Genomic DNA, 18,237 nt, shown 5'->3' with positions numbered 1-18,237 from the left:
TTAGGGAACAAAATAAATCGAAATCATTCCGATTGACGTCAGATAAAAAGTCGGTTACTCTATAAAACGTAACGATTACGTTTTAGGAGATGAATGATGATGCAACCGATATCGATCACCGTTTTATCCGGTTACTTGGGATCCGGTAAAACGACTCTATTGAACCATTTACTACATAATCGCGAAGGGCGCCGCCTCGCGATCATCGTCAACGACATGAGTGAGGTCAACATTGACGCGGCATTGATTGAGCAAGGCGGATTCTCGCGAACGGAAGAGTCGTTCGTCACACTTTCGAACGGGTGCATTTGCTGCACGTTACGCGATGATCTTTTGCTTGAAGTCAAACGCCTCGTCGACCAAGGCGATATTGACGGTATCGTCATCGAATCGAGTGGTATCTCGGAACCGATTCCGGTCGCCCAGACTTTCACGTACGAAGATCCGGACAGTGCAATCGACTTATCACAAGTCACGAAAATCAATGCGATGGTCACGGTCATCGATGGTTATCGTTTCCTGAAGGACTTCGAATCCGGTGAATCGTTGATTGAGCGGAAACAGGCAGTCGATGAGACAGACGTGCGCGAAGTCGTCGACCTACTCGTCGATCAAGTCGAGTTCGCGGACATTATCGTCTTGAACAAAGTCGATCGTCTGACACCGGAAGAACGCCATACCGTCATCGGCTATCTAAAGGCATTAAATCCAGTTGCCCGCTTGATCGAGACGACGTATGGTCAAGTCGATCCGGCAGACATCTTAGATGTTGATCTATTTGATTTTGAACAAGCGGCATCTAGTGCTGGTTGGATCCGTGAGTTGAATGCGGAAGAACATATTCCGGAAACGGAAGAGTATGGGATCAGCTCGTTCGTCTACAAGCGCGACGTGCCGTTCCACCCGGAGCGTTTGCTTGCCTTGATCGAAGACTGGCCGCAAGAAGTCGTCCGGGCGAAGGGATTCTTGTTCCTTGCGACACGTCCCGAGATGGCATTGCTGTTCCATCAGGCAGGATATGCGTCGAACATGGAATACGCTGGTCGTTTTGCATCAGATGAGGATCGACGGACCGAACTCGTCTTGATCGGCATCGGACTAGAACAAGAGAAGCTCGAAGCGCTATTCGATGCGTGTCTCGTTCAAGCAGACGAAACGGACTGGGCGTCATTGAATGATCCAATTCCTGGTCGCGAGATGTACGAAGAAACATTTTTATAAGAGGTCAATCTTTCGAGAAACCGTATCTGCGGTTTCTCTTTTTTGTTATATTTTCATAGTGAATGGGGAAAGAATACTAGTGAAGGTATGTTAATTGAAGGAGGAAAATCTGTGCGCAACCGGATTTTACAATTCGCACTCGTATTTTTAGTCGCCGGTGGCATCATTTGGGGACTATATCAACTCGGCTATTTATTTTATGTCTTAACGATTTCAGCGACGGTCGTGCCGCTCGCCGTCATCATGATCATTTTCATCGAAAACCGGACGGCAGAATCAACGATTGCTTGGTTCCTCGTTCTGATTTTCTTACCAATTCTCGGAGTCATCATCTGGTTGATGTTCGGTCGGAATCCAAGGCGTCGCCGTCGGAATCGTCGTTCGCATGACGAACGGAAATTGCTCAAGCAAGCGATTCGTCCAGTTCGGTCGCTTGCTGTCAGTGAGTTGCCACCGAATCACTTGAAGCTTGCGAACACGATTCGTAACTTCGGTGGTGGCGGGGTGGACGTTCATACAGCAAGTGACATCCTGACGAACGGGGAAGAGACGTTCCCAGCGATTCTTGACGCGATTCGTAAAGCACAGCATCATGTCCACATCCAGTACTACATTTATCGGAACGATGAGACAGGCAAGGCAATCCGTGAAGCGTTGATCGAGCGACTCGAAGCCGGAGTAACGGTGCGGTTCATGTATGACGGACTTGGAAGCTATATGCTCGGTGAGAACTTCCTGCGCCCGCTACGCGACGCTGGAGCGCATATCGCAGCCTATGACCCAATCTCAAGTCCCTTGTTCATCTTCACGGCGAACTTCCGCAATCACCGGAAAATCGTCGTCGTTGATGGAAAAGTCGGATTCACCGGTGGATTGAACGTCGGGGATGAGTACGACGGTAAGAGTAAGAAGTTTGGTTTTTGGCGTGATACGCATTTGCGGCTTGAAGGACGCGCCGTCAAGGAATTACAAGCGACGTTCCTCGACGACTGGATCTATGCCCAAATTGAATCGAGTGACACATGGGAGACGTTTGCGGGGGATGAGTCGATCCACCAGTACTTCCCGAAACATGATGTGGCGTCAGACGGGGCGATTCAAATCGTCACGAGCGGACCGACCTCGAAGGATCCCGCGATTCGTAATGCCTTGATTGCCGCGATCATCGCAGCGCAACGTTCGATCTGGATTGCGACACCGTACTTGATTCCGGACAATGAGACGATGACGCTACTCCGACTCGCGGCACGTGCCGGACTCGACGTCCGTATCTTGACGCCGGGTAAAGGCGACAGCTTTACGTCTTATTACGGGACCCGCTCCTACTTCGGACCACTCTTGAAGGATGGCGTCAAGATTTATACGTATAACCGTCACTTCATCCATGCGAAACTGTTTCTCGTCGACGGGAAGATCGGTGCCGTCGGAACGGCAAACATGGATATTCGCAGTTTTGTCCTCAACTATGAACTGATGGCGTTCTTGTACGACACAGAAAGTACGGAACAGCTCGAGCGTGACTTTATCGCTGATTTCGATGTCTCGATTCAGTTATCATCGAACGATTACGTCAAACGTCCGCTTCGTTTCCGCATTTTTGAGTCGCTCTCGCGCTTGATTTCACCACTATTATGACACAACGCCCCGCATCGATTTTCAGGTGCGGGACGTTTTTTTGGTTCATTCTTCCTTGAAGTGGGAACATGAACTCTTATACACTAGATGTGTAATCGGTTGCACACTACTTAGCCTGGAAGGAAGTGAAAGGGGCGTAAGTCCCGAACCCGTATGCGAACAATTGATGAATCCCATTTCTACACGCGCGACATGAAACCACAAGCACGACCAGACGCCATCATCCAAGGAGATGTCTACCGTTTCACGGTCTTGACGAGTCGGATGATCCGACTTGAGTACGCGGCGGATGGACAGTTCGAGGATCGACCGACCCAAACGGTCTTCAATCGTGATTTTCCGGTACCTGCTTACCGCATCGTCGAAAACGAGGAAGAATTGCAAATCATCACCGAGCACGTCCATCTGCATTATACGAAGGGACCGTTCGCTGCGAACACACTTTATATCGATGTCTTAGGGAACTTCAGTACCTACTACAGCCGCTATACGTTCGGCGGACCGCTCCGGACGTTAAAAGGAACGGCACGGACGCTTGACCATGCGGACGGCGTCATCCCACTCGAAGAAGGGATTCTCTCCCGGCAAGGTTACGCGGCGATCGACGACTCGAACGCCTTCGTCCTGACGGAAGACCACTTCGTCGAACCGCGACGCTCCGGTACGCATGACATCTATTACTTCGGATACGGTCACGACTACAAACAGGCACTGCGTGACTTCTACCACCTAACAGGACCGACACCGATGTTACCACGTCAGGTACTTGGCAACTGGTGGAGTCGCTACTGGCGTTATAGCGAGAAGGAATACAAGGATTTGATGACGCGCTTCAAGACGGAAGACATTCCGTTCTCGGTCAGTGTCATCGATATGGACTGGCACGTCACCGATATCCCGGAACGCTACGGAAGTGGCTGGACGGGCTATACGTGGAACCGTGATCTCTTCCCGGATCCACGCGGATTCTTACAATGGTTGAAGGATGACGACCGAATGGTCACGCTCAACTTGCACCCGGCGGACGGTGTGCGTGGGTTTGAAGAAGCATACGAGGCGATGGCGGTCGCGATGGGCGTCGATCCCGAATCGGATGTCCGGATCCCGTTTGATTTCTCGGACCGGACGTTCATCGAGAACTACTTCACGAAGCTGCATCATCCGCACGAGGCAGATGGCGTCGACTTCTGGTGGATCGACTGGCAGCAGGGCGCGAACTCGAAGATGAAAGGGCTTGATCCGCTCTGGATGCTCAATCATTATCACGCGCTCGATATCGCCCGCGATGGCAATCGACCGTTGATCTTCTCACGTTACGCGGGACCCGGAAGTCACCGCTATCCGGTTGGTTTCTCAGGCGATACGATCATCTCGTGGGCATCACTTCAATTCCAGCCGTATTTTACAGCGACAGCGTCGAACATCGGTTATGGATGGTGGAGCCATGATATCGGGGGACACCAACGGGGAGAGAAAGATGACGAGTTATCGACACGTTGGCTCCAATACGGTGTCTTCAGTCCAATCATGCGCCTGCACAGTACGATGAGCATCTTCAACGGGAAAGAACCGTGGCGTTATTCGACCGATGCGGCGAACGTCATGAAGAAATATTTACGACTTCGGCACCAGCTCGTGCCGTACATCTACACGATGAATGCCCGTAATCACTTTGACGGCTTGCCACTCGTCTCACCGATGTATTATGAGCATCCGGAAGACGATCAAGCATATAACGTTCCGAATCAGTTCTACTTCGGAACGGAATTGATCGTCGCGCCGATGGTCACACCAATGCACCGGAAACTGCACATGACGGCGACGACAGCGTGGTTGCCGGAAGGGGAATGGTTCGATTTCTTTAATGGGCACCGATACCGCGGCGGCAAGCAGATCCGTCTGTTCCGTTATCTCGAAGACCAAGGCGTACTCGCAAAAGCCGGTGCGATTGTTCCACTCGGTCGTCATCTCGAACAGTCGAATGCCCTGCATAATCCGGACGATCTCGAAGTCGTCGTCTTCCCGGGAGCATCGAACCGGTTTACGTTGTTCGAAGACGATAGCACAGGTGTCGCGCACCGCGACGGTGTCAATGTCGAGACGACGTTTGCGCTCGACTGGGGAGCACGTGAGTTGACGATCGCGGCACCAACCGGACACCGTGACTTGTTACCCGAAAACCGCTCGATTACGTTGATCTTACGTGGAGTCCGTGAAGGATACGTTCAGCGCGACGGAGAGAGTGTCACCGGCGTCTATGATCATGCGACGCAGTCCCTTCGCGTTGAACTGGGTGAAGTGACCGATACGATCACGTTGTCGCTCCAAGTTGAGATCTCGACGAACGAGAATAAGATGGACCGGTTGTATGCATTTCTCGACCAAGCGGAAATCAGCTATGATTTGAAGGATCGTTTGTACCGTCTGCTGTCACAAAAGCTCGACCCGGTCAACATGATGCACCAGTTGCAAGCACTCGAACTCGAGAAGGATCTCGTCGACTGTCTGCTTGAGTTGATGTTGTCTTAAACGATTGGATAGGCATGCGAAAAAGCCAGTATTCGTCATCCGTATGGACGAGGAATACTGGCTTTTTGATTGAGGTCAGAACTCTTCGTCTACCTCTTCATCCATCCAAGATAGTAAGTCTTCTGCATCAAGATCGTCACCTTTACTGAGGATCAAGGCTGTGACGTCATCTCGTTTCTGTTCTAATAACTCCGGGTTGTTCGTCAAGACTTCCATGAGGTAATACGCATACGAGCCAAGGAAATCAGGCTGATCGTTTCGTTCGATCAGTGTCATGAACGCTTCGATCAGTTCTTCCTGTTCTTCATCGAGAATCATCCAGTGGGAGTAGGCGAGGAGTTTTTCGTTCTCGTCATCTCCACGGAGAATGTCCTTGATTTCAGGTAACGTCAGAAATACGACATCCGGCATGACGACTTCCGGAACATCGGTACTCAACTTCGTTAACCACTCGTCATATGTCGCCGCGACGAAATGGGTCGTCTCATCCGAAATATCGAGGCACGAGACAGTCGGCTCAGCAGCTTCCGTGAAGTGGAAGTACCAAAAATAGCTCCCTTCTCCTTCCGCGAACATCATGACGTTTCCTTCGACATCCCATTCCCTGAGGACCGACAATTCGTCCAGATACCGTTCGAATGTCAATGACGTCATGGAGCGGAGTGGGAGGTGCAATCCGCTTTCTTCGTCCGACCATGTATTCTTGAACTCGACCATCACGGCCATAGCTTCTGGGGCACCACCGTTTTGTTCCCGGATTTGTTCGAGGTAACGGACGGGGAGTGAACCGTTGACGGCTTGCTCGATTCGTTGAATGTCTGTTTCTTTGACTGAAATCATCGTTTCTTCTTGTGACTCTTTATCCCAAAATGGCATCGTATGACCTTCCTTGCTATGTAGTATGTAGACCTTGATTATACGCGAAGCTGATGGGAAATGTTTCAAAAAAAGACCCTATCCGTTATGGAAGGGTCCATTGTGTCATTTACGACGCAATTTTTTCGCTTTTTGTTTCATGTCGTTGTACGTGATCATCGGGCTATCGTCCATCGTCAAGCGCAGATGGTTCGGTTCACCTTTGTTCGTGATGCCGGAGCAGTACAAGATGTCGGCATATTCATTGAATAGATCCTCGTAAGCCGGCAGGTGGTGCATCAGTCGACCAGGCGATCCCCAGCCACAGAGGACGACGCCATTTTTTGCTTTGACTTCAGCAAGTGTCTTCGCGACGAACTCATAGTTCGTCTCATCGAAGCTCGCTTGCGCGAACGGCAGATCCTCGCTGACGAGCAGGTCCGGCATCAAACTGATGATGTCATATTGTTTGACGGGGTCACTGACATACTTCTTCATCAAATTGTACGCACGTTGTGTCGTCGTTCCAGAGAGAAAGGCGTCCGTCGTCCGTGGTGTGTAGATTAAAGCGGCGACGTGCGTCCCTTCTACGATGTCGTCAAAGATGTAGCTACGTAAATAGCGTTTCGTCTTGTCTCGATCAAACGTCGTTTGGACGCGGATCGACGATTCCTCAATCAAGAGTTCGGAAGAATCGGCTGGTGTCATGGGTGGTGCCTCCTTTTAATTGGTCAAACGTGAGCTGATGCGAAGGAAGAATGCGAGTGTCTTCTTCTTGAGGTCGAGGTCGTTCGCATCGATCGCCTCGACGTGTTGCTGGTAACGATCATATTGGGCGAGCACGTCAGAAACATATTGTTCACTGCGATTGTATTCAAACAGTGCTGTCGCGAGCGTGTCTCGGTCTGATGTCTTCGTAACATCGTGTTGGTTCAGGTATTTCGCTGCCGTGTGGGCGCTGTCGACGAGACTCGTCGGATCGGCTTTCCCGTCGCCGTCCGCGTCCACTCCGAGACCACCATATTTCTCGATGGCTTCCGGATCCGTCACGTCGATGCCGTCATGCTCGATGTCACCGAGCGACGTGCCACCTTCGTATCCCCAACCGACCCATGTTTTCGGCATGAATTGGAACGGACCGATGGCGCCAACGGACGATTGCATCGCTGACGAGTTTGAGAAGATCGTCTCGACGCGATGGATGGAGGCGAGTAGCTTCCAGTCGATGCCGTAACGTGCCGCGGCTTGTTCGTAGATGTCGATGTTCTCGGCAGGTACGCCATGCTGTCCATAATACGTACGATACATTTCATTTTGAACACGTTCCCGATTTTGCCAGTAGATGAAGCTACTGACGATGAGGGCGAACAGTACGAACAAGATGCTGATTCGAAAAACTTTTCGCATATTGTTCTCTCCTCTGTATAGGATTCCACTGAATGGTATCATATTTTAGTAGGGTCTAATAGCACTTTCTGTGACGGGAGTGTGGAATCAAAAAAGGAGTCGAAGTCATGTATCTCTTCGTAAATGGGTTTTTACTCGGATTGCTTGTCGTCCTCTCAATCATCGCAGCGGTCCGTCCGGTCGATTTGACGATCGTTCCACGCAAGGAATTTTACCCCTCGATGGTCCAGTCGAGCGGCATCTTATGTCTCTTACTCGTCGGTGGCACGCTGGTCAGCGGTACGCTGTTACCGGAAATCGGCTTGACGTTTTTTGTCCCAAGTGGTCCAGTCTGGTACGCGACGATTGGACTAATCGTCTTTCTCTGTATCGTCTTGCTTTTGACAGCGACCATTCCAGCGTTTCGCAAACGTTTATTGCCGCTCTATCAAAGTGAGGCGGAGCGACTGATTCTGCCGCGAACGAAAGAGGAGCGGACCGGATTCCAAATGGTCGCGCTAATGGCTGGGGTGACGGAAGAGTTGATCTATCGCGGGTTTCTCTTCCATACGCTTGGATTATTTTTACCGTTCTCTGAAGTCAGCTTCGTCTGGATCGGTGCCATCCTGTTCGGGATTGCCCATCGCTATCAAGGGTGGTTCGCGATTCTCGTGACAGGACTGATCGGAGCGGGATTCGGCTACTTGTATCTAGCGCTCGAGACGCTCTGGCCGCTGATCATCATCCATGTCTTGATCGATCTCGTTGCCGTCTACGTTTACAAGGACGATGTTAATTCCTGACATCGTCAAAAAGCGTTGAATTTGGTAGACTGAATGTCAAGCGAAGTTATCGTTTAAATTGGTCAAGTTGACGGTTGCAGAACAGGTCAAATGACAGGTAGAATGAGAAGGTAAACGCTTACACATCAAAAGGAGATGGATGAAACCATGCGAACGATCACTTCCACTGGCGAGCGAAAGAAGACGAGTTGGACATTGAATATCGGCAATCAGCCACATTTAATGATGGATGGTGTGACAGAACAAACGCTTGATGCCGAACAACGTGTCATCTACGACGAATTTTTGATTCCGACGACGGACACTTTGATTCATCGGTTCAAAGCCCGCTTCCCGAACCATCTCTGCGAGAACGGGTATGATGTGTATGGCGCTGCCGCTTTTGACGAACAGGTCGTCGAACTGATCTCGAATTGGTTCATCGAGCTGGTCACCGTCTTAACAGCGATGCAGCGGACGAAAGGCATTCAGCATGTCCAGATTGAAGGCGGTGTCGCAAAACGGACCGACTTCTTACCGACCGTGCGTCGGACATGCCGGGCACTGGAGTCGACGATTGATATTTATTGAAACACCAGTCACGTGTTCAGAGAGGGCGTCCATCAGGGCGTCCTCTCTTTTTTTGTTCATCTCGAATCGTTTTCCTGGGAAGTGATTTCGAGTGAACAAATCGCTCTCCTTTCTTCCGGTCATAAAAAGTAGAAACAAAATCAAAATACTCGCGGAGTCGGACATTTTTGTCCGGCTCCTTTTCATTTTCTGGATGATAGCAGGAAAAAACAGGTTGACGCTAGACTGTATGGCATGTACCATACAGTTAGCAGATGTACTATTGTCTTAATACAATGGTGATAATCAAGGAGGGAAAGTCTAGTGCTTGAAGTGAAGGGGCTACAAAAGCGATACGGACGAAAAAAGCACGTCTTACGTGACGTGACGTTCTCTGTCGGTCTAAACGAAGTGACATGTCTGATCGGCTTGAACGGGGAAGGGAAGTCGACGATTTTAAAAGCGATACTCGGTCTGATTCCGGTGGATGCCGGGACAGTGACGGTCAATGGCAAAACGTCGCGCGACCAGATCGCGTTCGTGCCTGATCTCCAGACGATGCCGAGCTACATGACGATCGGACAAGCGCTCGCGTATATGGCGGATCATTATCCGGATTGGAATCAAGAGACAGCGGAACGGTTGCTGCAGACGTTCCAGCTGTTTACGACGGATAAAATGGCGAACTTATCAAAAGGGAACAAGGCGAAGTTCAATCTCGTTTTAGGATTCGCCCTCGATCGACCGTACATATTACTCGACGAACCGCTCGCGGGAATCGATCTCTTCATGAAGGAACAGATCGCTTGGATTTTCTCAAGTGAGTTCATGGAAGGACGGAGCATCCTGATGACGACTCATGAAATTGCCGAGGTCGAACAGGTGATTGACCGAGTGTTGTTCTTACGGGACGGGAAAATCGTCGAAGTCAAAGAGACGGATGAGTTACGCGGCCGTCATCATCAATCGGTCCAGGACCGGATGCGGGAGGTATATCAAGGATGAAACGCTGGTTGTTATTAACGAATGAAGAACTGAAACGAAGTACGAAATTACTGGTGTTGTTGATTTCAGGATTGATCGTCGCAGAAATCGCGTCACTGCTCTATCAGATTTACGATTATCAAAGCACGATCGAGAAAACGATGCGGATCGATCAGATTTCAGAAATGGACGCAATTGCACAAGCAGGTGGTGCGTTGACCTTCGCACAGGCAACGGATTTTTACGATTCAATCATTGTTTTAGCGATGGGGATGATTCTCTTGTTCGCGTTCTGGATTTGGTATCGCGACTGGGTGGGCGAGACGAAATACATCTACCGACTACTATTGTTACCGGGATCACGTCGGGCGATTATTGCATCAAAACTGACGGCCGTTCTTCTCGTCGTCGCTAGTCTGATCGGAATTCAGTGGGTCTTGTTGTTGCTTAGTCGCAATCTTTACTTATGGCTATTGCCAGATGCTCAACAGGTCACAGCCAGCATCAACGAATACTCCTTCTACATGAAGTTGTTCTATACGATGTACCCAACTGACATTTTATTCATTTTACTAATGACATTCATCGTCATCTCGTTCGTCTTCATGACAGTATTACTTGAGCGGTCGTTTCGAAGAGGAAAAGCGTTCTTGCTCGTCGGATTACACGGGGTTGCGCTGATTGGCGGTTATATCGTTTTAGGCGTAGCCTTGTCAGCTATTTCGAGCAACCTGAGTCAGCTGCATATGCAATTTTATTTCGGATACGTCGTGCTCTTAACGTTATATGTGTCATACAAAAATCTGCGGTTAGTCCAGACGCGCCTATCCGTCTAAAGGAGAAATCTCATGAAACGATATCGTCAACTTTTGATCTATGGATTGATCATTCTCATGACAATCGGGAGCTACATCGGCTATACGCTGTCGATCCAAGGCGCAGACTTTTCCCTCGAGACCATCAGTGGGAAATCTTCGCAAGTAGAAAATTTTAATTTACGTTTACAGACGAAAGGAATGCGTTCGACGATTTATGATGCCAATGCAAATGGAGACATCGAAAAACAGTCAAACTCTTACGTCGGACAACTATTCCGTAAGGATAGAGTGACGGATTTACCAGACAAATATTATGAGTTCACGACGAAAATGGAAACAAATGTCAGTGGGGATGGGCAATCGGAATATGCGATTCAGATTAAACACAATAAACTGCAATTTAAGATGTTTACGTTCAAGACAGAGGAAATGTTCGAGAAGACATTTCAGTATGATACGAAATTTGAGACGGGGATGGATTTACAAGCAAGTGTCGTCGATAAACAGGCGATGAAGGTCTATGTTCAACTTGATCGTGTCGATCAGCCTATGGAAACGAAACTCCTTGTGCTTGATTTAGCAGGCGACCGGGTCGAAGAAATCATTCTTCAAAAACCTATAGCACCTAAACACTCTCGTCAATTCTTAGCAATTTATCGAAATGAAATCGTCTACACGGAACAAAAGTCCGACAGCGAAGATGAAAACGTTAAGCAGTCCTATTTCCTCGATGACGGAAAAAGCGTTCAGTCCATCAAGGAGTTGAATCAGCAACAAATCGGGTTTACCCCCTATGCGAACGGTCGTTATTTAATCGGATTCCGTCTGCCGGAAGGGGAGACGAAACGAATCGAATGGTCGATGTTCGACTTGGAAACGAAACGATTATCCGAGCATAGCGTAAGCAGTCCGCTTGTTTTGAAAAAGATCGATTGGTTGGATTCGACGGACGAGATGCAGCTCTATCTCTCATCAGAGACGAACGCAGGATTCCAAGTGTCTGTGATCGATCTGAAGAATGAACAACTGATGTATCAAGGTGAAATCAAAGATGCGAATCATAAAAAAGGAACGCATATCTATGATTTTGCGATTCAATGATCTACGAATGAAAAAACGCTTCGGACCGGAAAAAGTTATCCGGTCCGAAGCGTTCTTTTTTTCGTTTTGACTAGGAATCAATGCGTCCTAAGGCGAAAGCATCAAGACGTGAAGTTTTTCTCTGCCGCTTTACAGGCACGCAATAAGGCATCCTTGAAGAAACGATCTTCCTGCGAAGCGAGTTGTTGTGTTGCTTCCTCGTCCCCGCGCAGGGAGCGGGCGAGCATCTGAATGACCTTGACCCAGCGCCGGACGTGATCGAGTTGCGGGCGACCCATCGCGACGTATACCGTGAACCAATCGTTCTGATCGCGACGGATCATCCGTTGGAACAGTGATTTTGCGAGATCGACTTCTTCGGTCGTCGGGAGCTCGTTCGTCTCGAAATAGCGACGTAACGCGGCGACGGCAGTCGCATACGCTGCCTTGACGTCTTCCGACGGCTGATGTTTGCCGTAGTCGGATGTCGATAGATGAAGTAAGGCAGGTTTTTTCTCGACACCCGTGATCCAGGCGGAGATCGTCTTATTGCCCTTATAAGCTTGACGATTCTCGACCGGGAGCTTCGCCGTGACGTTTCCGACTTTCCCGATCAAGGTCACTTTGTTGTTGCGATCCTGGATTTCGGTCACTTTCATCTCGACCGTATCACCCATTTCATGAGGAATGGCTTTCGGCTGGAGCTTTTCTCCTGCCGAGAGCGGCGAACGCTTGCGGATCATCCGCAGTGCTTCTTGTTCAATCCGGTCGTCAAGCGACCACAGATGTTCCGGTGGGACGTTGCGGAACCGGCGACGTCGGACCTTGATGTACTGGTCAAGCGCGTCAGCAGCTTGCTCCCGCGTCGATTCACCACGTGCGACGGGGCCGATGATGTCTCGGAGCGTAATGGATTCGAGACGTTCCATGATGCCTTCGAACGGGATGAGTTCCATTACGTAGAGACTACAGACGACGAGTTCGCATTCGCGAGGAGTGAGTGGGCGTTTGGCCATAAATTGACTTCCTTTCAGCTGGTTGATGTTTTTAGTATACCAAAAAAAAGCCATCGTCACGTAATCCCGTGACGATGGACTGAAAAAGCTTACAAGACGAATGCCGATTCCGAACTGTTTTGCAATTCGGCGGACGCGAGATGTGTGACACCGTTCATGAACGGGTCATGGGCGACGAACAAGTCACCGATTGCTTTGATCTCCGCCACGGTCGCATTCTCCTTCGCACCAGCGATGCGCAAGCGATACGGTTTTTTCGTCACCGTATCGAACGTCAGGACGATCGTATGTTCCATCAATGGTCACTCCTTTCATGAAATCTAGAGGATGGGTTATGCCTTCAGTAAAGCGTAGTCACGGCTGATTTCCGTCAGCGCGTAGCGTCCGTCGAGTAAGCTACCGATCGATTGCCCGATCGAAGCGACGACGTCTGCTGGAAGATTCGAACGTAAGCCGTTGTAGCGGCGGCGAGCGACGACGGCATCACCGTTCGCTGTCACCTTGTCCTTACGCTCGAAGACGATGACGAGACTCGTCTTGATCTCTTCAGCTTGTGTCATGTGTATCACCTCCTTCGCCCTTATTGACAGGGGAAGAGACCGGATTGTTCGAAAGGAATGAAAAAAACATGGTCTGGTTACGTTTTTTACGAAAAGTCTCGTTTCTACGGATGCGGACGCTCGGGTATGCGTCCTTAATTTTCGTCTTCGGTGTCGCGGGCATCATGTATGCGCTTGAGCCGGAGACGTTCGGGTCCTACTTCCGCGCCGTCTACTGGACGATGACGACCGTCGTCACGGTCGGATACGGTGACTTCTTCCCGAACTCGGATACCGGTCGGATTCTGACGATTTTCGTTTTCATCTTCGGGATCGGAATCGTCGGTGGATTGATCTCAAAACTGGTCGACGGTGTCCAGTTGATTCGTAATCAAAAGGAAAGAGGGTTGTTACAAGTGAAGGAAACAGGGCATACGGTCGTCTTCGGTTACAGTCGGCGTTCGAAGCACGTCATTGAGTCATTGCTCGAACATACGGATGTCGTCCTCGTAGACGACCTAGAGCGAGAGCCATTCAGTCACCCCCGGTTCCATTACGTCTGTGGTGATCCGGCGCTGACGTCGACGCTTGAGCGAGCACACATCGAAAAGGCGGTCCGTGCGATCGTCCTCGCTGACCATTCGATTCCACCAGTCCATGCTGACGGACGGACACTGTTGATCGCTTCAAGCATCGAACGGGCGAACCCGAACATCTATACGATCGTCGAGATGATGCTTGAAGAACACCTCGACAGCTTTGAACAGGTCAAGGTCGATGAAGTGTTGCTTGGTGACGAGACGATTGCCCGGATGGCAATCCTCGCGTCCCATCATCCTGGCGTAACGAAGGTCGTGACGAATCTGTTGACGAAAGACGGTGAAGGGATGTTCTCGATTCCTACACGACCGGAATGGGCGACATACCGCGATGCGTTTCATGCTTTGCTGGAAGAAGGGGTGACGATTCTATCTGACGGGAAGCGGCTTGATTTGAACCAACGTCTCGACGAAACGATTCCGAAAAATGGCACGCTGATCGTCTTATGTTCGGAGGAAACCGCCCAACGAATCGGAGCAATTTAGGTCGGGCATGATTCAACTAATCTTTTTTCGGGTATAGTAAACAAATTTACTAAACGGAGGAAAAGGATTATGACACAACCACAACCAGAATGGATCCAAGAATTATTTGAGACGGTCGATCAAGGCGAAATTAAAAATGCACCGAAATTACTCTATATGGCATTGACGCTTGAACCAAGTTATTTTACAAAAGCAGTTAGTCGTTTTAATCAACGATTGGAAGTCGAACCATTAACGGACGTTTCGGAACTACTGACGGTTTATCGTCAATTCTTCCTCTCAGCTAATCCGTCAGAGGAATACTGGTCACTTGCCTGGAACGAACTCATCCAGACCCTACAACATATGATCGATCGACCAGAAGCGCAGCAATTACTTAAAGAACATGTTGATTTACTCGACTGGTGGTCAAGTGAATCCTTACTGTCACTCCCGAGCTGGTTAACGATTCTCGACGTTGCAGAACGGATTGACGCGCTCGATCAATTTAGCAGTTATCTTCCAGATATCTTCGAGAGCTATGCGCTCGAGACAGCAAAGGATGAACCGTTCGCTCGTCTTGCCTGGTACGCACTCGCAAGCAATCAACAAGAGTTGCTTGCCCCGTACAGAGAACGGATTGAAGCCGGTTCATCGAAGGAAATTCAGTCTCTTCGTCAAGCGGATCTCGTCGATCAAATTGAAACGACACGGGTCGTTATGTTAAAGTCGAAAGATAACGAGCCGATTGAATTAACATTTGATCGAAAATGGACATTATAAATTATCGAAGAAAAAATGACACCTAGAAGCCGCACGAATCCAATCCAAGGGGTGTAGGGATGATTCACGTCAATTTACCGAGTGGTGACTATGTCGTGTTAGTAGAAATAAATCGTGAAGTGCTGCTGTGTCATTCGATTGAAGAAGCGGAACAAGCACAACGTGACCGGTATGAACTGGTCGGACGGATGAGCGAACGCTTGCCGGCAGAAGTGATCGGACCCTCGATTGCGGACTTCGTCCGCTTTTCGACCGGGTTCATCGGCGAAGAAGTAACGTGGCATGAAGATGAAGAAGCGTTCTTTTGCCAACAGTTCGAGACGTTCGACGGTTCCCCGTTAGGTGAAGATTTGACGGGTATCGATGCAACGCGTTGGCGTGCGGTCCTTGCACGCTATTATGCTTACGTGACGATCGGAAAGATCATTCCTTTTGAAGTCAGCGAAGAACCGGACGGTACGGTTCCGCTTTAGTCCAGACGATTCTTCGGTCGGCGCGTAAACAGAGAAGGGCAGGGTTCCCATGAAAAAGCAACTTGCACTACTCACGCTAGCGACAATCGTCGCCATGCCAACGTCTGCTTTCGCGCAGTCTCAATACGTACAATACGACCCAACATTTACAGAACAACAAAAACAAGAATGGTTGGCGAATCAAGGTCTGACCGAGATTCGTGCCCTGAAACAAAAAGGATTCTCACTCGTCGAGCCCCTTGCGCACCTCGAAGAAAAGGATATCGACGCCGACTTGATTCCGATCACGGACGTCAAAAAAGCAACGGATTCTGCCCAATTCCAGCAAACGTACCTCGATCAGTCACGAATTCCGGCTTACTGGAAGTACAGCCGCGGGAAATCGGATGTTCGTGTTGCGATCATCGATGACGCGATCGATACGAAACACCGTGAGTTCAAGGATGTCATCTATAAAACGACGACGATTTCCGGGATTCGCAAACCAGATGATCACGGGACACATGTCGCGGGGATTGTCGGGGCGCGTGAAGACGGTCAAGGAATCGTCGGTGTCGCTTCGGGTGTCAAACTGATCGGGGCGGACGTCTTTGACGGAGAATATGCCGGGTCGATCGATATCGGCGACGGTATTCTGTATGCCATCGAGCAAGGGGCAGATGTCATCAATCTGTCGCTCGGACAATATGAATACGATCCATATATGGAGTCCGCGATCAAAAAAGCAGAAGCGAAAAACATCCTCGTCGTCGGCGCAGCCGGGAACGACGGGAAGGGGAAAGTCCTTTTCCCAGGCTCAATGAGTCAAGTCGTTGCCGTCGGATCAGTCGGGACGCTCGGTCGTGCCTCGACGTTCTCGAACTACGGTAAAGGACTCAACATCATGGCGCCGGGTGAAGGGGTTTACTCGACGATCGTCGGGAATAAATACGGCTACTTGGACGGAACGTCGATGGCGACACCAGTCGTCAGCGGTGTACTGGCACTCGCAAAATCGAAGAATCCGTTCGTCTCGAACACGACGATGCGCAGTAAGTTATATGCCGCAGCGACGAAAAAATCAGGCGATACGAAGTCGCATTACGGAACGGGTCGCTTGAACGCCGGAATCTTGGCGACGTTACCAGCACCGATCTCGAAGATCTCGTTGCCATCAACGGTCAAGCCGAATCAGCTGTTTTCATTCTATTTCGATGAGTACGCGAGTGCGAAGACGACGACACGTCTCTATAAGGACGGGAAGGTCGTCAAGACGTTCACGCAATCGAATTTAACGAACGGGACGCATAAGTTTACGTATAAGTTGAAAGACAAGGGGGCTTACAAGCTCGTCTTTACGACGACAGGCGGGCGCCATACGCGGACCGTCGAACGACTCCTGACAGTGAAATAAAAAAAAGCGCCTCCCACTTAGTGAGAAACGCCGTACGAGACCTGAAGATTACTTCGGGTCTTTTCCTTTTTTATAGACGGGCGTCGGAGGTGTTAATGCCTCTCCAGTCCACGTGATCATCGCTTCCATCTTGTATCCTGTATCATCCTCATGGACGAATGACAGGCGACTGGAATCGATCAATTGGTATAAACCATAAGCGACCTGGTCGGCCCAAGAGCGTAACGTCATCGCATTATCATACAACGGGATTTGCTCAGGGAAACGTTCATTCATAAGCAAGATATCGTGTTGATCGAAATGATAGCTACGTTTTGAGAGTGCATCGGGCGCCTTGACGTTGAACGGCTCGAACGCGTGGATGAGCTCTCCTTGACGATAGAAGGCGAAGATGCCGTTTCGCAGATGAAGTGCCTTGATCTCATCGATCTCGATCAGGAATGTCAACTTGCGAACCGTTCGCCGGTTCGTACCAGAGCGTCGTTTTTTCATGCTACATGCCCCCTTCTGAACTCTTGTACTATACCGTGAAATGAGGCAGGGACGCAACTTTTTCGTTTATAAAACGAGAATTGCCTCTTGCAGGAAAGCGGCATCTACGCTACACTCATAAGCAGTGACTATGTTGGTTCGGACAATCGCGGGGCATTTCGGTGCTTTGAGGAAAGTCCATGCTCGCACAGCCTGCGATGGCTGTAGTGATCGTGCTACACAAAAAGATAAGTGTAGGCAGCGTCAAGCTGACGGCAGAAGGAACGCCTAAGTCTTCGGATATGGCCGAAACTTCTTGAAGGTGCCACAGTGACGGAGCTTCATGGGAAATCATGAAGGTGGAACGAGGTAAACCCCACGAGCGAGAAACCCAAATTTGGTAGGGGAATTTCCGGAGCGGAACTGAACGCGAAGGAGAGCGTATGCAAATACGGAGATAGATGATTGTCGCCTGCGTGTGAGGGTCAAACCGTTTGAAACACTAAGGAACAGAACATGGCTTACAGGACCACATAGGCTGTTATTTTTAAGTTGAACGAGAGTCCAGGTCCACCCTGGGCTCTTTTTTTATTGCAATGAAACGATTCAGTGGAAGAAACGATAAAGGAGTGAACGCG

19 protein-coding genes and 1 other RNA gene are annotated in these 18,237 nt (G+C 49.8%); 13 read left to right on the top strand and 7 right to left on the bottom strand.

The genetic code is table 11. The annotated features are described in order from the left end of the window. Positions 1 to 99: 99 nt before the first annotated feature. From AYO36_RS08095 to AYO36_RS08085, 3 genes are all read left to right on the top strand, one after another. Positions 100 to 1,221 carry a GTP-binding protein gene (locus tag AYO36_RS08095; RefSeq protein ID WP_064300410.1) on the top strand — a complete coding sequence of 374 codons (1,122 nt, stop codon included), beginning with the start codon at positions 100 to 102 and terminating at the stop codon, positions 1,219 to 1,221. Between the two features lie 111 nt (positions 1,222 to 1,332). Beyond that, positions 1,333 to 2,856 (top strand): cardiolipin synthase, encoded by a 1,524-nt coding sequence (locus AYO36_RS08090; RefSeq protein WP_064300112.1) that lies wholly within the window; start codon positions 1,333 to 1,335, stop codon positions 2,854 to 2,856. A 153-nt stretch (positions 2,857 to 3,009) separates the two neighbouring features. Beyond that, the gene (locus AYO36_RS08085) at positions 3,010 to 5,385 is read left to right on the top strand and encodes a glycoside hydrolase family 31 protein (protein WP_064300111.1); all 2,376 of its coding nucleotides are present in this window, start codon (positions 3,010 to 3,012) and stop codon (positions 5,383 to 5,385) included. 75 nt (positions 5,386 to 5,460) lie between these two features. Here AYO36_RS08085 and AYO36_RS08080 read toward each other — a convergent pair whose 3' ends face one another. From AYO36_RS08080 to AYO36_RS08070, 3 genes are all read right to left on the bottom strand, one after another. After that, on the bottom strand, positions 5,461 to 6,261 hold the full coding sequence (locus AYO36_RS08080; RefSeq protein WP_064300110.1) for an SMI1/KNR4 family protein: 801 nt from the start codon (positions 6,259 to 6,261) through the stop codon (positions 5,461 to 5,463). Between the two features lie 105 nt (positions 6,262 to 6,366). After that, positions 6,367 to 6,948: a DUF1643 domain-containing protein gene (locus AYO36_RS08075; protein ID WP_064300109.1), complete on the bottom strand. Its 582-nt coding sequence runs from the start codon at positions 6,946 to 6,948 to the stop codon at positions 6,367 to 6,369. A 15-nt stretch (positions 6,949 to 6,963) separates the two neighbouring features. Then, entirely contained in the window at positions 6,964 to 7,647 is a 684-nt protein-coding gene (locus AYO36_RS08070; RefSeq protein WP_023467911.1) for a lytic transglycosylase domain-containing protein, read from the bottom strand. Between the two features lie 107 nt (positions 7,648 to 7,754). Between AYO36_RS08070 and AYO36_RS08065 the strand changes: the two genes are divergently transcribed. From AYO36_RS08065 to AYO36_RS08045, 5 genes are all read left to right on the top strand, one after another. Then, positions 7,755 to 8,429, top strand: coding sequence for a CPBP family intramembrane glutamic endopeptidase (locus tag AYO36_RS08065; protein ID WP_064300108.1), 675 nt, complete (start codon positions 7,755 to 7,757; stop codon positions 8,427 to 8,429). 147 nt (positions 8,430 to 8,576) lie between these two features. After that, on the top strand, positions 8,577 to 8,999 hold the full coding sequence (locus tag AYO36_RS08060) for a hypothetical protein (protein WP_055967405.1): 423 nt from the start codon (positions 8,577 to 8,579) through the stop codon (positions 8,997 to 8,999). A gap of 303 nt (positions 9,000 to 9,302) precedes the next feature. Continuing rightward, positions 9,303 to 9,983 (top strand): ABC transporter ATP-binding protein, encoded by a 681-nt coding sequence (locus tag AYO36_RS08055; RefSeq protein WP_050677058.1) that lies wholly within the window; start codon positions 9,303 to 9,305, stop codon positions 9,981 to 9,983. Then, positions 9,980 to 10,798 (top strand): hypothetical protein, encoded by an 819-nt coding sequence (locus AYO36_RS08050; protein ID WP_064300107.1) that lies wholly within the window; start codon positions 9,980 to 9,982, stop codon positions 10,796 to 10,798. The genes AYO36_RS08055 and AYO36_RS08050 overlap by 4 nt, the downstream gene beginning before the upstream one ends. A gap of 12 nt (positions 10,799 to 10,810) precedes the next feature. Then, the gene (locus tag AYO36_RS08045) at positions 10,811 to 11,881 is read left to right on the top strand and encodes a hypothetical protein (RefSeq protein ID WP_064300106.1); all 1,071 of its coding nucleotides are present in this window, start codon (positions 10,811 to 10,813) and stop codon (positions 11,879 to 11,881) included. 101 nt (positions 11,882 to 11,982) lie between these two features. On the opposite strand, the gene AYO36_RS08040 is transcribed toward AYO36_RS08045, so the two are convergent. From AYO36_RS08040 to AYO36_RS08030, 3 genes are all read right to left on the bottom strand, one after another. Next, positions 11,983 to 12,876: a hypothetical protein gene (locus tag AYO36_RS08040; RefSeq protein WP_064300105.1), complete on the bottom strand. Its 894-nt coding sequence runs from the start codon at positions 12,874 to 12,876 to the stop codon at positions 11,983 to 11,985. An 89-nt stretch (positions 12,877 to 12,965) separates the two neighbouring features. Further along, on the bottom strand, positions 12,966 to 13,172 hold the full coding sequence (locus tag AYO36_RS08035; RefSeq protein ID WP_064300104.1) for a DUF2922 family protein: 207 nt from the start codon (positions 13,170 to 13,172) through the stop codon (positions 12,966 to 12,968). 36 nt (positions 13,173 to 13,208) lie between these two features. Further along, positions 13,209 to 13,436, bottom strand: a complete 228-nt coding sequence (locus AYO36_RS08030) for a DUF1659 domain-containing protein (RefSeq protein WP_023467919.1) — start codon at positions 13,434 to 13,436, stop codon at positions 13,209 to 13,211. Positions 13,437 to 13,504: 68 nt separating this feature from the next. Here AYO36_RS08030 and AYO36_RS08025 point away from each other — a divergent pair, with 68 nt between their 5' ends. The 4 genes from AYO36_RS08025 to AYO36_RS08010 all read left to right on the top strand — a co-directional run bounded on the left by AYO36_RS08025 (position 13,505) and on the right by AYO36_RS08010 (position 17,128). Next, on the top strand, positions 13,505 to 14,500 hold the full coding sequence (locus AYO36_RS08025; RefSeq protein ID WP_231884689.1) for a potassium channel family protein: 996 nt from the start codon (positions 13,505 to 13,507) through the stop codon (positions 14,498 to 14,500). 69 nt (positions 14,501 to 14,569) lie between these two features. Next, positions 14,570 to 15,262 (top strand): hypothetical protein, encoded by a 693-nt coding sequence (locus AYO36_RS08020; RefSeq protein ID WP_064300103.1) that lies wholly within the window; start codon positions 14,570 to 14,572, stop codon positions 15,260 to 15,262. A gap of 59 nt (positions 15,263 to 15,321) precedes the next feature. After that, a complete protein-coding gene (locus AYO36_RS08015) occupies positions 15,322 to 15,735 on the top strand; it encodes a hypothetical protein (protein WP_050677067.1) in 414 nt (137 codons plus the stop codon). A gap of 49 nt (positions 15,736 to 15,784) precedes the next feature. After that, positions 15,785 to 17,128 carry a S8 family peptidase gene (locus tag AYO36_RS08010; protein ID WP_064300102.1) on the top strand — a complete coding sequence of 448 codons (1,344 nt, stop codon included), beginning with the start codon at positions 15,785 to 15,787 and terminating at the stop codon, positions 17,126 to 17,128. Between the two features lie 48 nt (positions 17,129 to 17,176). On the opposite strand, the gene AYO36_RS08005 is transcribed toward AYO36_RS08010, so the two are convergent. Then, positions 17,177 to 17,620: a hypothetical protein gene (locus AYO36_RS08005; protein ID WP_041255063.1), complete on the bottom strand. Its 444-nt coding sequence runs from the start codon at positions 17,618 to 17,620 to the stop codon at positions 17,177 to 17,179. Positions 17,621 to 17,754: 134 nt separating this feature from the next. Here AYO36_RS08005 and rnpB point away from each other — a divergent pair. Next, an RNA gene (rnpB, locus tag AYO36_RS08000) (RNase P RNA component class B) lies at positions 17,755 to 18,128 on the top strand. The last annotated feature ends 109 nt before the right edge of the window (positions 18,129 to 18,237 follow it).

Origin of the sequence: Exiguobacterium sp. KKBO11, assembly GCF_001644945.1 — a bacterium.
Lineage (GTDB): Bacteria > Bacillota > Bacilli > Exiguobacteriales > Exiguobacteriaceae > Exiguobacterium_A > Exiguobacterium_A abrahamii.
The sequence above is the reverse complement of the archived record's forward strand: the minus strand, read 5'-3'. Positions and strand labels throughout refer to the sequence as shown.

Bases quoted from the DNA above. Each gene is read 5' to 3' on its own strand.
- AYO36_RS08050 (WP_064300107.1), top strand. From the start codon at position 9,980: ATGAAACGCTGGTTGTTATTAACGAATGAAGAACTGAAACGAAGTACG.
- AYO36_RS08075 (WP_064300109.1), bottom strand. From the start codon at position 6,948: ATGACACCAGCCGATTCTTCCGAACTCTTGATTGAGGAATCGTCGATC.
- AYO36_RS08040 (WP_064300105.1), bottom strand. From the start codon at position 12,876: ATGGCCAAACGCCCACTCACTCCTCGCGAATGCGAACTCGTCGTCTGT.
- AYO36_RS08010 (WP_064300102.1), top strand. From the start codon at position 15,785: ATGAAAAAGCAACTTGCACTACTCACGCTAGCGACAATCGTCGCCATG.
- AYO36_RS08060 (WP_055967405.1), top strand. From the start codon at position 8,577: ATGCGAACGATCACTTCCACTGGCGAGCGAAAGAAGACGAGTTGGACA.
- AYO36_RS08030 (WP_023467919.1), bottom strand. From the start codon at position 13,436: ATGACACAAGCTGAAGAGATCAAGACGAGTCTCGTCATCGTCTTCGAG.
- AYO36_RS08015 (WP_050677067.1), top strand. From the start codon at position 15,322: ATGATTCACGTCAATTTACCGAGTGGTGACTATGTCGTGTTAGTAGAA.
- AYO36_RS08085 (WP_064300111.1), top strand. From the start codon at position 3,010: ATGCGAACAATTGATGAATCCCATTTCTACACGCGCGACATGAAACCA.
- AYO36_RS08025 (WP_231884689.1), top strand. From the start codon at position 13,505: ATGGTCTGGTTACGTTTTTTACGAAAAGTCTCGTTTCTACGGATGCGG.
- AYO36_RS08095 (WP_064300410.1), top strand. From the start codon at position 100: ATGCAACCGATATCGATCACCGTTTTATCCGGTTACTTGGGATCCGGT.
- AYO36_RS08070 (WP_023467911.1), bottom strand. From the start codon at position 7,647: ATGCGAAAAGTTTTTCGAATCAGCATCTTGTTCGTACTGTTCGCCCTC.
- AYO36_RS08045 (WP_064300106.1), top strand. From the start codon at position 10,811: ATGAAACGATATCGTCAACTTTTGATCTATGGATTGATCATTCTCATG.
- AYO36_RS08080 (WP_064300110.1), bottom strand. From the start codon at position 6,261: ATGCCATTTTGGGATAAAGAGTCACAAGAAGAAACGATGATTTCAGTC.
- AYO36_RS08035 (WP_064300104.1), bottom strand. From the start codon at position 13,172: ATGGAACATACGATCGTCCTGACGTTCGATACGGTGACGAAAAAACCG.
- AYO36_RS08005 (WP_041255063.1), bottom strand. From the start codon at position 17,620: ATGAAAAAACGACGCTCTGGTACGAACCGGCGAACGGTTCGCAAGTTG.
- AYO36_RS08065 (WP_064300108.1), top strand. From the start codon at position 7,755: ATGTATCTCTTCGTAAATGGGTTTTTACTCGGATTGCTTGTCGTCCTC.
- AYO36_RS08020 (WP_064300103.1), top strand. From the start codon at position 14,570: ATGACACAACCACAACCAGAATGGATCCAAGAATTATTTGAGACGGTC.